General features: G+C 41.5%; 14 protein-coding genes. 13 read left to right on the top strand and 1 reads right to left on the bottom strand.

Going from position 1 to position 14,863, the window contains the following annotated elements:
- Positions 1–27 precede the first annotated feature (27 nt).
- The 10 genes from ELX58_RS02885 to ELX58_RS02840 all read left to right on the top strand — a co-directional run bounded on the left by ELX58_RS02885 (position 28) and on the right by ELX58_RS02840 (position 10,624).
- Entirely contained in the window at positions 28–1,287 is a 1,260-nt protein-coding gene (locus ELX58_RS02885; RefSeq protein ID WP_335878649.1) for an NRAMP family divalent metal transporter, read from the top strand.
- Positions 1,288–1,332: 45 nt separating this feature from the next.
- Positions 1,333–1,818 carry a hypothetical protein gene (locus tag ELX58_RS02880; RefSeq protein WP_133441664.1) on the top strand — a complete coding sequence of 162 codons (486 nt, stop codon included), beginning with the start codon at positions 1,333–1,335 and terminating at the stop codon, positions 1,816–1,818.
- Between the two features lie 21 nt (positions 1,819–1,839).
- Positions 1,840–2,421 (top strand): anaerobic ribonucleoside-triphosphate reductase activating protein, encoded by a 582-nt coding sequence (gene nrdG / locus ELX58_RS02875; protein ID WP_133441663.1) that lies wholly within the window; start codon positions 1,840–1,842, stop codon positions 2,419–2,421.
- Positions 2,422–2,432: 11 nt separating this feature from the next.
- Positions 2,433–3,221, top strand: a complete 789-nt coding sequence (gene sufC / locus ELX58_RS02870; RefSeq protein WP_133441662.1) for a Fe-S cluster assembly ATPase SufC — start codon at positions 2,433–2,435, stop codon at positions 3,219–3,221.
- A complete protein-coding gene (locus ELX58_RS02865) occupies positions 3,214–4,392 on the top strand; it encodes a SufD family Fe-S cluster assembly protein (protein WP_162614607.1) in 1,179 nt (392 codons plus the stop codon). Before sufC ends, ELX58_RS02865 begins: the two co-directional genes overlap by 8 nt.
- Positions 4,382–5,626 (top strand): aminotransferase class V-fold PLP-dependent enzyme, encoded by a 1,245-nt coding sequence (locus ELX58_RS02860; RefSeq protein ID WP_133441660.1) that lies wholly within the window; start codon positions 4,382–4,384, stop codon positions 5,624–5,626. The genes ELX58_RS02865 and ELX58_RS02860 overlap by 11 nt, the downstream gene beginning before the upstream one ends.
- Complete coding sequence (gene sufU / locus ELX58_RS02855; RefSeq protein ID WP_133441659.1) at positions 5,586–6,020, top strand: Fe-S cluster assembly sulfur transfer protein SufU; 435 nt, start codon at positions 5,586–5,588, stop codon at positions 6,018–6,020. Before ELX58_RS02860 ends, sufU begins: the two co-directional genes overlap by 41 nt.
- A complete protein-coding gene (gene sufB, locus ELX58_RS02850; RefSeq protein ID WP_133441658.1) occupies positions 6,021–7,442 on the top strand; it encodes a Fe-S cluster assembly protein SufB in 1,422 nt (473 codons plus the stop codon). It abuts the gene before it with no gap.
- A 20-nt stretch (positions 7,443–7,462) separates the two neighbouring features.
- The gene (locus ELX58_RS02845) at positions 7,463–7,933 is read left to right on the top strand and encodes a flavodoxin (RefSeq protein WP_133441657.1); all 471 of its coding nucleotides are present in this window, start codon (positions 7,463–7,465) and stop codon (positions 7,931–7,933) included.
- Positions 7,934–8,104: 171 nt separating this feature from the next.
- Positions 8,105–10,624, top strand: a complete 2,520-nt coding sequence (locus ELX58_RS02840) for a M1 family metallopeptidase (RefSeq protein ID WP_133441656.1) — start codon at positions 8,105–8,107, stop codon at positions 10,622–10,624.
- Positions 10,625–10,757: 133 nt separating this feature from the next.
- Here ELX58_RS02840 and tnpA read toward each other — a convergent pair whose 3' ends face one another.
- A complete protein-coding gene (gene tnpA, locus ELX58_RS02835) occupies positions 10,758–11,219 on the bottom strand; it encodes an IS200/IS605 family transposase (RefSeq protein ID WP_133441655.1) in 462 nt (153 codons plus the stop codon).
- A 100-nt stretch (positions 11,220–11,319) separates the two neighbouring features.
- On the opposite strand from tnpA, the gene ELX58_RS02830 reads away from it, so the two are divergent.
- The 3 genes from ELX58_RS02830 (at position 11,320) to ELX58_RS02820 (ending at position 14,832) form a co-directional block, all read left to right on the top strand.
- A complete protein-coding gene (locus ELX58_RS02830) occupies positions 11,320–12,663 on the top strand; it encodes an RNA-guided endonuclease InsQ/TnpB family protein (RefSeq protein WP_133441654.1) in 1,344 nt (447 codons plus the stop codon).
- 259 nt (positions 12,664–12,922) lie between these two features.
- On the top strand, positions 12,923–13,723 hold the full coding sequence (gene thiD / locus ELX58_RS02825) for a bifunctional hydroxymethylpyrimidine kinase/phosphomethylpyrimidine kinase (protein ID WP_133441653.1): 801 nt from the start codon (positions 12,923–12,925) through the stop codon (positions 13,721–13,723).
- Positions 13,724–13,851: 128 nt separating this feature from the next.
- Positions 13,852–14,832, top strand: coding sequence for a tyrosine-protein phosphatase (locus ELX58_RS02820; protein WP_162614606.1), 981 nt, complete (start codon positions 13,852–13,854; stop codon positions 14,830–14,832).
- Positions 14,833–14,863 lie beyond the last annotated feature (31 nt).

Raw genomic sequence — 14,863 nt, 5'->3', positions numbered from 1 at the left:
TAAATCCAGATATTGTAGGTGGTAAATATACCAACACAACATAAGGGACCTGTAAGGGCCAACTTTGTTAGCCAGACTAAACGATTTTGTAAGGTAATCGGGCCTGGATTGATTGTAATGTTAGCTGATACCGATGCCGGATGTCTATTGACCGCGGCTCAGTCCGGTGCTGAATGGGGTTACAAGATGGTATTACCCCAGATTATTTTAATTCCGGTGCTATTCATGGTTCAGGAGATGACGGTTCGATTGGGAATCGTTACTCGTCAGGGTCATGGTGAATTGATTCGGAAGTACTTTGGTACCGGCTGGGCAATGCTTGCGGCGTTTACGTTAATGGCTTCCGTGATCGGTGCCTTGTTAACTGAATTCATCGGGGTTGCCGGTGTGAGCGATCTATTTGGAATTTCACGCTGGATCTCAATTCCGTTGGTGGCGTTACTGCTGATCAGCATTGCCTTTGTTGGTAAGTACCGACGGATCGAAAAAATCGGCTTGATCTTTGGCTTTGCTGAATTGGCGTTTGTCGTTGCATTAATTTTTGTCCATCCACAGATGCATGATTTGGTGCACGGCATGATCACGGTCCCTTGGCATAATTCATCATACTTATATTTAGTTGCAGCCAACCTGGGTGCCGTAATTATGCCTTGGATGATCTTTTATCAGCAGGGCGCCGTGATTGATAAGCACCTATCCGTTAAATGCATTAAGAAAGAGCAAACGGATACGGCTATTGGAACGGTTATTACTCAAGCCATTATGATTGGCTTCATTATTTTGTTTGCTGCAGCCACAGCCCATTCCCGAGCAACGTCGTTAAGTACCGTCGGTGATCTAGTAACGGTCTTGCAGCCGTACATGGGCTACCAACTGGCCCGGATCTTAATGGGCGCCAGTATTTTTGGTGGTTCGTTAGTTGCTGCCTTAGTGGTTGCGTTAGCCGGGACCTGGGGTATGACCGAAGTCCTGAACTGGCCTCACAGTTTAAACGAAAAGCTAAGTAAGAAAACGGTTGGCTTTTATGGCATGTACGCCTTGACGTTTGTCGTCAGTGCGACAATCTCGTTAATCCACTTCAATCTAGTGAAAGTCACAATTGCCATCGAAGTTATGAATGCCTTGCTTTTGCCAATCGTCTTGGGCTTTTTATTGCTCTTAGAATCAAGAGCTTTACCAAGTCATTATCAGATGCACGGCGTTTATAAGTGGACCGTGATTATTTCATGCCTGTTAGTAATGGTATTCGGTGTCTATATGATCGGTCCGACGACCGGTATCTGGTAATTATTAAAATCAATCGTTAAATGTTAAACGCAAAGGAGCGATCCCATGGAAACTAAAACTATAGATATCCAAAAAGAAATGAGCGGACTTGATCAAAAGTTAGCTCAATGGACAAAACGTTTAGGGTTGAACATTCAATTCAAAACTAAGTTATATCCCAGCGCCAAATTTTTCCATAAAATTACGGCGTTTAAGATCTATGACTCAAATCGCCAGTTAATCCCGTTTGCCTATGATAATGGTCATAACCTAACCGAAGATGGTTACATTACCCGTCACTTATTACATAAATATCCAAACGTGATTAAGGAAACCAAGCAATACCGACAGCATCCTGAAACCTTAAAACTAGGCCTTAATTTGAGGCCTGAAACCGTTAAGCAATTTGCGTCCCAGTTATTCACGATCGAAGACGTTCGCTATTTCGAGATCAACGTCAAGACCGCTAATGATAATCCTGATGAATTAGCTTTAACCATCATTATGTTCTCGGTTTATCTAAATCATATTTTAACTAACACCGCTGATTAATAAGTAAAGGAGTTTGATAAGATGCTAAATCATAAGGTACGACCAAATAATCCAACCCCAGGTCAATGGGATGACAGTAAGATCAGTCTGCAATACATTGCCAGCTATAAACCATTCAACTTTGTCGATGGTGAAGGGGTTCGTTGCAGTCTTTATGTAAGTGGCTGTTTGTTTAACTGTCCAGGTTGTTACAACCGAGCGGCCCAGAATTTTCATTACGGTCGTCCGTACACCAAAAAGTTAGAAGATCGTATTATTCGTGATTTGAGTAAGCCTTACGTTCAGGGCTTGACATTATTAGGCGGCGAACCGTTTTTAAATACCCAGGTCTGCTTACGAATTTGCCGTCGGGTTAGAAAAGAATTTGGTCATAAGAAGGATATCTGGTCCTGGACCGGCTTTACTTGGGAAGAGTTAATGAAGGAATCCTACGACAAGTTAGAGTTGCTATCGATGCTGGATATCCTGGTTGACGGTCGTTTTGAACAGGATAAAAAGGACTTAACTCTCCAGTTCCGTGGCAGTTCAAATCAACGGATTATCGATGTTCAGAAATCATTAAAAGCTAATCATGTTGTGATCTGGGATAAATTAGTTCATTAAAAGGAGCTTAAATTATGGGACTAAAGATTCGTAATTTACACGTCAAAATTAAAGAAAACAATCGTGAAGTATTAAAGGGCGTTAACTTAACCATTCCCGACGGTGAAATTCACGCCATCATGGGACCGAATGGTACCGGTAAATCGACGTTGTCACAAACTATCATGGGCTCGCCACGTTATCAGGTAACCCAGGGAACGATTGAATTTAACGGTCATCAATTAAATAACATGCCAACCGATGCTCGAGCTCGACTCGGTTTGTTCATCGGAATGCAGTACCCGATGGAAATTAAAGGCGTTAAGAACGCCGACTTCATTCGTGAAGCTGTTGAAGCTACGCATAATACCGGTGATCATCACGTTTCGATCCTGAGCTTTTTGAAAGCCATGCATAAGAATATGAACATTCTCGACATGGATGATTCATACGCTGAACGTTACTTAAACGAAGGCTTTTCCGGTGGTGAAAAGAAACGGAACGAAGTCCTGCAGATGATGATGATCCAGCCGAAGTTAGCGATTCTCGATGAAATTGATTCAGGTCTGGATATCGATGCTCTGCACGTGATCTCCCGCGGGATTAATCACATGCGCAGTCCGCATTTCAGTGCCATGATCATTACTCATTACAACCGAATCCTGAAGTACGTGAAGCCGGATGTCGTTCATGTGATGATGGACGGTCGCATGGTTACACATGGTGGACCTGAATTAGCTGATCGTTTAGAACGTGAAGGTTATGCCGGATTACGGGATGACCTGGGTTTGCATGTAAAGCTGGTGGATGACGATGGCTGAATTAGATCAGATTAAGCAATTTTCCCAGCTAAATCATGAACCACAGTGGCTAACCGCTAAACGAATGGTTGCTTACCAGATGGCCTCAACGTTACCCAAATTCCATTTAAAGGGCGTTGATACTAAGCACGTTGCTTTTAATAATCCTAGTTTGATGTATCACCCGTTGGATAAGCATAACTACGCCCCTGATGACGCTAAGAAAAAGGGTGTCTTAGCAATCAATTTGCTGTATGCCACCCGTTATGACCGGGAATTACTGCAAGAAAATTTAATGGAAAAGTGCTTCATTTGGAATCATGATCAATTTTCGGCTCAACACGTGGCATTTTTACAGACGGGTGCGTTTGTTTTTATCCCGTCGAACGTAGTCGTGAAAGAACCAATTGACGTTTCTAAGTTGGTCAACCCAATGAAGCAAGAAAAGCACGTCTTGATTATTGCTGGTGCTAATTCCGAAGCAACCGTCGTTTATTCGTCAGGACGTCACACCAGCCCGAACACGCGACAGATTACCGAAATCCTCTTGGGTGATAATGCCCATCTGAATTATTATGATTCAGCAACGACTGACGCTCAGCAGAACCAAAAGGGCTTGTATGCCTACTTAGCTCGAACTTCACGTTTAGATTCATACGTTTCGTTATTAAATCAACACGATACCGTCTATCAAGGGAAGGTTAATCTTGATGGTGAAGGGTCGGAAGCTTACTTAAATTTAATCAGTTTATCTGATCATCACCAGTATCAAGCAATTCATAATGACGTGACTAATTATCAGACCCATACAACTGGGATCATCAGACAGCGTGGCATCGTTGCTAATCAGGCTACGACCCATTGCTATACCGTGGGCAAAATTGTTCAGGGTGCTAAGAAGACAAATTCTGATCAGTCAGCTCGATTATTAACGTTGGATCCACACAGTAAGGGTGAGATCGATCCAGTTCTATTAATTCGTGATAACGATGTCGAAGCTGGCCATTCGGCTAGTATTGGAAAGGTTAATCGAGAATTACTTTATTACCTGGAGACGCGCGGAATCAGTAAGGTTAAAGCAATCTACTTACTGACACTTGGCTTTCTGTTTCCGTTAATTCAGAAATTCCCTGAAAAGAATTTACGGGATAAGATTTTTCATCAGTTGGAGGATCGAGTGTATGAACGTTAAAGAAATTCGGCAGGATTTTCCAATCTTTAAGCATCGACCAAGAATGGTGTACTTAGATAATGCAGCAACCACCCAAAAGCCAAAGTCGGTTATTCAGGCGTTAAGCCACTTCTATGAATACGATAATTTTAACGTCCACCGAAGTGTCTACACTCCAGCTCAACAAACTACTGAGAAGTATGAGCACGTCCGAAAACAAATAGCTGACTTTATTGGGAGCCGTAACCCTAAGAGCATTATCTTTACCCGAGGAACGACCGAAAGTATTAATGATATAGCAATAGGGTACTTTCAGCGAAATCTTTCAGAAGGAGAAGAAATTTCAGTCTCCATAATGGAGCACCACAGTAATTTATTACCTTGGCAACGCCTGGCTAATCAAACGGGTGCTAAATTAAACTATATTCCTTTAACCGCTAATGGCCATTTAGACGTTAAACAAGCTGAACAAATGATTGGACCGAAAACTAAATTAGTAGCATTGACTGGAGTTTCAAATGTTCTAGGCGTAATCAATCCAATTCGAGAGATATGTAAATTAGCTCATAAAAATCATGCACTACTTCTATTGGATGCTGCACAAATGGCACCAGAAATGCCAATCAATGTTCAGAAAATTCATCCTGATTTTATGGCTTTCTCTGGACATAAGATGTTAGGACCAACTGGAATTGGTGTTTTATACATCAATCCAAAGCTTCTGGATAAAGTAACTCCGTGGCAATTAGGCGGTGAAATGATTCAAAACGTTACTACCCATAACTTCACCTACGCTGATGTTCCCCAACGGTTCGAGGCTGGGACACCAAATATTGCTGGAGTGATTGGATTGGGGCAAGCCATTAAATACCTAAATCATCTGACGATGCCGTGGATTCAAAAACGGTGTGCAGATTTAGGTCAATATCTTTATGATCAATTGTCACAAGTTAAAAGAGTAATCGTTTATGGCCCAAAGCACCGCCAAACCGGAATCGTGTCCTTCAACGTTAAAGGGGTTCATCCCCACGATGTCGCTACCGCTCTAGACTTAAACCAGATTTACGTTCGAGCTGGACAGCATTGCGCTCAACCGTTAGTTAACGACTGCTTGAAGACTTCGGCAACGGTTCGGGCCAGTTTGTATTTTTATAATACCAAGTCAGATTGCGATCGATTAGCAACCTGCGTCAGAAAGGTCGTGAATTTCTTCCATGCAGCTCAGAGACATTTACCAAAGTACGATCGTGGATAACGCGTTGAACCAGCAACATCAAAAGCCATTAACAGAACCTGATGTACTTCGTAAAACGCTCTTTAATTCATCGTGTGGTGACCGAATCACAGTATCTGGAAAAATCAGTCAGCACAAGTTAAATCAAATCAGCTTTAAAGCGACCGGATGCATCATTTCACGAGCTTCCGCTAACATGATGGGCAATCTATGCATTAAGCAGGATTTATCAAAAATTGATTCGTTAGTGACTGATTTCTCAAAATTAATGACTGGTGAACCGATTAAAAATCCAAAATCGTTAGGTGAAGCCCAGGCTTTGCAATCCATTTCGGAACTACCGACTCGAATTAAATGTGCAATGTTGCCGTGGAAAGCAATTTACCAGTTAATTAATCAAAATGAGGTGAAATAAATGCGGAATCAACGTAAACAAGCCGAAGAAGAACGGTATGTTAATCAAAAAATCGATCACCGTTATCAATACGGCTTTAAAGATAAATTTAAACCGGTTTATTCGACCGGCCGTGGATTAAACGAACACGTCATTCGTGAAATTTCGGCTCGTAAACACGAACCAGAATGGATGCTTAGAATTCGTTTGAAGGCATATCACATTTATAAAAAATTACCGATGCCTAATTTCGGTCCAGATCTTTCACATCTGGATTTAAGTAAAATCAAATACTTTCAAGAACCAACGGATCATCCAACCCGTTCGTGGAACGATGTCCCGAAAACGATCAAGCGGACGTTTTCACGAATTGGGGTGCCGCAAGCTGAACGAAAATATTTAGCCGGTGCGGCAGCCCAATACGAATCAGATGCCGTCTACGAAAATCTAAAGAAAGACTTTCGTAAAATGGGCATCATCTTTATGGATACAGATAGTGCTTTACAAAAGTACCCAAATTTAGTTCGAAAGTACTTTGGCCACTTAATTTCTCCATACTGTAACAAATTTGCGGCGTTGAATACAGCCGTTTGGTCTGGAGGAACTTTTCTGTACGTGCCAAAAGGGGTTCATGCTAAGGTACCGGTCCAGACGTTCTTCCGCATCAACGCTGGAAATACTGGTCAGTTTGAACGAACGTTAATTATCGTCGATGAAGGCGCCAGCATTAACTATGTTGAAGGCTGCACCGCACCTAATTATTCAGCAGATAGTTTACATGCGGCCGTGGTCGAAGTCTTCGTTAAGAAGAACGCTTTCTGTCGATACACCACGATCCAGAACTGGTCAGATAACGTCTATAGTTTAGAAACCAAACGTGCATCTGCTGACGAGAACGCCACAATGGAGTGGGTCGATGGTAATCTAGGTTCCGAAAAGACGATGAAGTACCCAAGCGTCTGGCTGAATGGTGAACATGCCCACGGGTTAATGCTATCGGTAGCTTTTGCTCGGCACGGTGTTTATCAAGATACTGGATCGATCATGAAGCATAACGCACCACACACGTCTTCGAACGTGGTTTCCAAATCGATCTGTAAAGGCGGCGGAGTATGTAACTATCGTGGCTTCGTTAAGATGGGCAAAAACAGTGATCACTGCAAATCGCACATCGAATGCGACACCATTATTATGGATGACAAATCCGATAGTGATACCATCCCGCAAAACATCGTCAATAACGGAACTAGTTCGATCGAACATGAAGCCCGAGTTTCCAAGATTTCTGAAGATGACCTGTATTACTTGATGAGCCGTGGCTTAACGGAAACGCAAGCCACCAAGATGATCATCATGGGCTTTATTGAGCCGTTCTCACGCCGGTTACCGATGCAGTTTGCCGTTGAATTGAACCGCTTAATTGATTTACAAATGAGTGACTAAATAATGAAAGGGTCTTAATTATGTTAAAAGCGCACGTGGTTTTTGCAACCATTACTGGTAATAATGAAGCAATTGCTGATATCGTTACCGATAAATTAAATGATTTAGGAGTTCATACCGTTGAATCCGATATGTCGCAGACTGATCCAACCGAATTTAAGGACGATAATATCTGTGTCGTCTGTAGCTATACATATAATAATGGGGATCTACATTTGCCTTTCGAAGGGGTGGATTTTTATGAGGATTTAAAGCTACTTGATCTATCAAACCAGGTTTATGGGGTCGCCGGATCAGGAGATACTTTTTATAAGAAGCACTATAACGTGGCCGTAGATAAATTTGACCAAGCTTTTAAGCAAGCTAAAGCTAAACCGGGTGCTAAACGCGTCAAGATTAATCTGTCACCTGATGAAAACGATATTAAAACGCTGGACACGTTTACCAAACAACTTATTAGCACGGCCAAGGATAAATTAGTAAAAGCTTAATAGCATTTCCATCGTCTAGTTTGACTAAATTTTAATCAAACTAGGTTGTTTTGTTTGACATTCCATAATATAGAAACATTCCATTATGGCAACGACTGAAAGTACAGAATTATTGCGAATCCCCGCTAAATCAGCTACACTTTACATGGATCTATATTAGGAGGTAAATTTATGTCTGCACATCGTTTGCTGAATCTATTTCAGCCTAAACATTATGACTTATATATTGATGTCAACCGGAAAAAGCGCTTAATTACCGGTAAAGTTGTCGTTAGCGGACACGCTAGCCAAGCTAAGATGGCGCTTCACGAACATGATATGAAGTTTCCATCAGTTTTAGCTGACGGTAAAAAAGTTCCGTTCAAAGTCGATAACTCAAAGGAACGCCTTAATATCCAGTTACCAAAAGCTGGTGACGTTACCTTAACGGTTCAGTATTCTGCTCCGTTAACCGACAAGATGATGGGAATTTATCCATCTTATTATAAGGTCAACGGCGTTAAGAAAGAATTAGTTGGTACCCAGTTCGAAACCGACTTCGCTCGTCAGGCTTTTCCGTGTGTTGATGAACCAGCCGCCAAAGCCACGTGGACTTTAGCTCTGAAGTTCGATGAACACAAGGGTGAAATCGCCATTAGCAACATGCCCGAAAAGAAAGTTGAAAATGGGGTTCATTACTTTGAAACGACCCGTCGCATGTCATCTTATTTGATCGCCTTTGCCTTTGGTGAAATGCAGTACAAGATGACTCAAACCAAAGATGGTGTAAAGATCGGTGTTTTCGCTACCAAAGCCCATAAACCTGACGAATTAGACTTTTCATTAAACATTGCTAAAAACGCCATTGAATTCTACGAGAAATTCTATGGCGTTAAGTATCCGTTACCGCATTCCTGGCAGTTGGCATTGCCTGACTTCTCAGCCGGTGCCATGGAAAACTGGGGCTTGGTAACTTACCGTGAATCCTTACTCTTATTGGATCCAGAAAACACGTCATTTGCTAAGAAGCAGTTAGTCGCCACGGTCGTTTGCCATGAATTAGCTCATCAATGGTTTGGTGACTTAGTAACCATGAAGTGGTGGAACGACATCTGGTTGAACGAAAGTTTTGCCAACATGATGGAATATGTTTGTACTAACGCCATCAAACCTGAATTTCACATCTGGGATCTTTTCCAGACGTCTGAAGTTCCGCAAGCTCTACAGCGTGATGCCATCGACGGCGTCCAGGCCATTCAGGTTCACGTTGAAAAGCCAGCTGACATTAACGAATTATTCGATCCGGCCATCGTATACGCTAAAGGTGCCCGAATGTTAGTCATGGTTCGTGCTTTACTGGGTGACAAGAACTTACGAAAAGGCTTGAACTTATACTTAAACACCCATAAGTACCACAACGCCGAAGGTAACGACCTTTGGAGTGCTTTAGGCAAAGTATCTGGCATGGACATCGGTAAACTGATGCACACCTGGTTAGCTCAACCTGGTTACCCAGTCGTTAACATGAGCGTTAATAAAGACGGTGACGTTGTCTTATCCCAGAAGCAATTCTTCATCGGCAAGAGTAACGACGTTGGCCGTCAGTGGGACATCCCGTTAAACGCCAACTTCAAAGCACCGAAAGTCATGGAAAGCAAGACCTTAAACTTAGGCAAATACGAAAACTTAAGGGTTGCCACTGGCAAACCGTTAATGTTGAACGTCGGCAACAATTCCCACTTTATCGTTAAGTACGACCACACCTTATTAAGTGATCTCATTAAGCATGCCGACCAGTTAGGTCACGTTGGCCAGTTACAGTTACTTGAATATTCACGCTTATTAGCTGAAGCTCATCAAGTATCATACGCTAGCGTCGTACCGTTATTACTTAAGCTGAAAGACAGCAAGTCCGCCATCGTTAACCAGGCTCTTTACCACTTAGCTGGTGAATTAAGGGACTTCGTTACACCTGATTCAGCAGACGATAAGCAGATGCGTGAATTCTTTGACTTACTAACGTCAGACCAGTTCAACCGGTTAGGTGTTCAGCATCATGATGGTGACACTAACGATGACGACTTGGTTCGAAAGATGATCTTACGTGAAGCTCTGTATGCTAACAACCCAGTTACTAAGCAGGGCTTACACAATTTATTCGATGAACATCGTCAGGAACCAGGTAAGTTATCAGCTGACGTCCGTGGTGTTATCTTGGCTAATGAAATGAAGAACTACTGTAGCGAAGACCTATACAAGCAGTTCAAACACGAATACGAAACGACAGTTGATCCAAGCTACAAGACCGACTTAATGTTAGCGTGTTGCTCAGCTAGTGACCCGCAGATCTTAGATCAGATTATGAATAGTTACAAAGATAGTAGTTTCATTAAGCCGCAGGATCTCCGGAGTTGGTTCGCCAGTGTCCTTGATAATCCAAAGGGCCAGCAAGTTGACTGGGACTGGTTCCGTACCAACTGGAAATGGCTCGTTAAGACCCTTGGCGGTGACATGGAATTCTCGTTCTACATCACTTTGATTTCGCGAATTTTCCATACTCCACAGCGCTTAGCTGAATTTAAAGCATTCTTTGATCCAAAGAAGAGCGTTCCTGGTTTGGACCGTGAAATTACTCTGGATGAAGAATCAGTTGCTAATAAGGTCAGCTTGATTCAAACTCAGAAAGCTGAAGTAATGAAAGCAATTAAATAAGATTTCATTTTAAAATCAATCATATTAAAGTATTCTGTAAGTACGAGTAATGCTTACAGAATGCTTTTTTATTTATCGAATTTTAGCGAAAATAGAACTAATACTCCCGCTTTCAAACGGGAGATGAAGTTCGTCATTTTCGCTTTCTTTTGTCTAAATCAGGATATGGGCTATTTTGGTATTGATCGTCAATGTACTTCTCAACAGTTTTTCTACTCATATCACCTACGGTGCCAACATAATAGCTATGTGACCATAAATGATTTCCCCAGAATAGTTCTTTCCGAAGTTTCGGATGATTACGTAGAAAGTATCGAGCACTGTTGCCCTTTAAGGTTCTAACCATCGTTGTAATTGATAACTTAGGCCTAAATGATACTAACATATGGACGTGATCTGGCATAACTTTAATATTCTCGACTTTAACTTGGCTACATTTAGCGATGTACTTTAATAATTTCTCCATGCCTTGAACTAACTCTGGAGTCGTAAAAACCTTATTGCGATATTTAGTTGCCCAAACTAAATGGCAATGGATGTTATAAACATAATTTCTCATGTGAACGGCATTGTCATAATCGTATTTCTTGTCCATATACATATCACCTTAAACACTTATATTATAGTTATTATAGCTTATTGTAATCAATCTATCGACACAGTATAATTATAAGTGTAGGAAGAGGTGAGTTCAAATGAAATCAATGTCACAATTACAGTATCATTTTGGTGCTAAGTACCGTTGGTATCCTTCGGATACCCAAAAACAGGTTGTTAAAGTGAATGCCGATGTGAGACGAGCTTTCTATAATCATCTAATTGCTAATAAACGCAAATTAGGGTGGATTATACATACATCTTACTGGAATGGTGATCTTAAACGAAAAATAATTGCTAATTATAAACACACGCTCCATGAATCAGTAGTCCGAAAACGAATTAGCTGGCTACGTGATAAGTATATTGACAGTCTGAACTTTGCCAAGACAAATCAATCGAATAACTTGGCTTATAAGAACCACGCTAGTGGCCTACAAGGACAGCCTCAATTCCATCGTAAAAAAGACCATCCTTATGAATGGAAATATCAGACATCGAGGATTACCTGGAAATCTAAAGGGAAACGCAAGTCCAATATATATTTTACTGATAACAGGCACTTAGTATTACCAGTCCTTGGCAGAATCACATTAGGCACAACCCGTAAAATGCCTGACGATACGTTAATTGGTACCGTTACGATTTATAAGGATGCGACCGATAAATTCTGGGTTTCCCTACAATTAGCTAGTGACACACCGTTTAAATCCTATCAGCCGCAGACTCACTCTGCTATTGGAATCGACTTGAACATCTGTAATTCCCTTATGGATAATTATGGGCATCAAGTCTCTAACCCTAAGTTCTACACTCATGGATTACCGTACTTAAAGTTCCTGCAGCAGCGGGAAAATCGTAGACGACGTTATGCTAAAAGTCATCACATCAACCTAACGGTTGATAAAGGATATCAACGGGCTAGAAAACGCTGTGCTAAGTATTATGGCTACATTAAAAATGAACGAAGAGCTTTCTTAGATCGGATTTCGACTAGACTGATCGAGAACCATGATTTGATAGTTGCTGAAAATCTAAAAAGTTCTAATATCCTGCGTAACCATAAGATTGCTCAAAAAGCCAGTGATTGTGGTTGGCGTGAATTCTTGTCGATGCTGCAGTACAAAGCTAAGTTATACGGAAAAACAGTTATCCTGGTTAATCCTGCTTATACTACTCAAATATGTAGTCATTGTGGCTTCATTTGTACTAGACAGAATGGCTGTCATTTAACTTTAGTAGACAGGAAATGGACTTGTCCTCGATGCCAGACGTATCATGTTCGTGATCAGAATGCGGCTATTAATATCTTGAGAAGAGGACAAAAGGAAATTCTTGTGAAGCAACGTCAAAATCTAATTCGATTAAAACGCAAACGGACTCCGCAAGAATTTGATAATCATCCTAATTTAACCTTTGAATTTCATCGAGCTGCAGAATAAACAGCTCAGCTCTCTAAAGTCTGGAGTAATACGTGTATTGCTCTGATTAAGACCGTAGTCAGCTGACGAATTAAAGTCTTATAGAGAGTTTAATAATATGGATTAGCTTAGTAGGCTCTGTCGGGGGAAGCCGTAAGGCTTCTAGATAACTCCCGCAGCTAATCTACTGATGGCCGATTGCCCTGTGCTATTCATAAGGGTGATGTCCATCATGCTCCCGCCTTTAGACGGGAGTAGGTTGATAAGGAAGTCAGTAAGAATGTTAAATCAATTCCCACAAGTTCTGACGATTGCTGGATCTGAAAACGACGGTGCCGCAGGGATGCAAGCCGATTTAGCGACGTTCGATCACTTTAAAGTTTACGGGACTTCAGTCGTTACCGTTTGCGTAGCCGGTAATTCATACGGAGTTCATGCTCAGCAAATTATGTCGACGTCATTCATTGATCAAGAATTTAAAGATTTAGCCGATGATTTTAACATCAAAGCATCTAAGACCGGGATGTTGGCTAACGCCAGTGTAATTAAAACGGTCGTTAAAAATTATCAGCGATATGATTTTGGTCCGTTGGTGGTCGATCCCGTAATCTTTGGGAATAATCCAAACACCCGATTATTAGATCCGAACACTTTTCAACTTTTAAAAGCACGGTTGATTCCGCTCGCCACAGTCCTAACGCCCAATTATTATGAAGCGCAAACGTTAGCTAAAATGAAAATTAATGATGATCAGGACATGCTAACGGCAGGACATCGGCTTCAAAATTTAGGTGCCGATAATGTCATCATCAAAGGCCCACATCATGATCCTCAGCAGAAAATCGTTAAGGATCTCGTTTTATTGTCGAATGATCATCATTTCTGGTTGGCTGGCAAATATTATCCGACTAAACGTAAGAACGGAACCGGTGACACTTTATCGGCAGGCATCTGTGCTGAACTAGCGAAGGGTCAATCAGTTACCGATGCCATTAAGAACGCTCGGGAATACGTTGATAAGGCAATCCGAAATCCACTGAACGTTGGCCATGAATATGGTCCGATTAATCATTTTGTGTAATTTATATGACTTAAAACATGTTGGAATATGACAAGCCCATTACAAATGTTACGCTTGCTGTAATGGGCTTTAGGCCATATATATGCTATCCTAAACAGTGTCGAAAACATTACCGAAAGGAAATTACTGTGAATTCATTTAGGAAGTCTCTATACGTCGGTGCTTTGCTGATGGCACCGTTTCTATTAAGTGCCAGCGTGGCCAGTGCTAATTCCAAACCGGCTAATAACCAGCAGAACGTCCAAGTTCAGCGATTAGGTGCGTCCCAGCACGAAAGTGAACAACAAATCGCTAATCAACAGCCACAAGCCGTTAAAAATGATAACAGTCCCATTGAACGGGGCGACAGCAAGTATTGGATTAATCGAGTTAATTTAGCTGCTTATAAACGTCAAAATTATCGTTACCCACACATCAGTTGGAACGGCCGTGACATGGGTGGTTACTATGCCGGCCATGGCATGTGGACCAAGACTGGTGTCGTCTATCGTGGTGCTAATCTGCATAAGATCTCAAAATACGGTACCCAGCATTTAAAAGATCTAGGCATTAATGAAGTGATTGACCTACGTAGTTACCATCACCAAGGTGGCGCTGATCCGAACGAAGACCATCCTAATCAACCAAATCCATTGGGTGTCAAATACGTTGAAGCGGTAGTGAACACCCGTGCCGATAAACAAAAAATTGCACCATTTAAACGAGCTTACGGTGGTGAAATCTATAAGTACGCAACGTCATTCTTAAGGTGGAAACACGCTCGACAAGCTTATCATCAAGTCTTTATGGAATTACTAAATCATAAGAGCGGTGCCATTTATTTCCACTGCATTAACGGTGATGACCGAACCGGAATTATGGCCGCTCTTTACTTATCCGCATTAGGCGTTAGTAAGTGGCACATCTATAATGACTTTATGATTACTGATTACTATGATCATAAGATGTCATACCGAAATAAAGCTGCTGAAATGAACCGCTTCTTCTGGGGCATTCGAACCTGGTACGGTACCATGGATAACTACTTAACTAGTTCCAACGGTCTAGGCTTAACTCATAAGCAAATTAAGCAACTTCGCAGTAAGTATTTAGTTAATTACAAAGGCTAATTTATTAATTAAGCCAATTAAAAAAAGATCA

Source organism: Acetilactobacillus jinshanensis (genome assembly GCF_004359375.1).
Taxonomy (GTDB): Bacteria; Bacillota; Bacilli; order Lactobacillales; family Lactobacillaceae; genus Acetilactobacillus; species Acetilactobacillus jinshanensis.
This window is presented reverse-complemented; position numbering and strand designations above follow the sequence as displayed.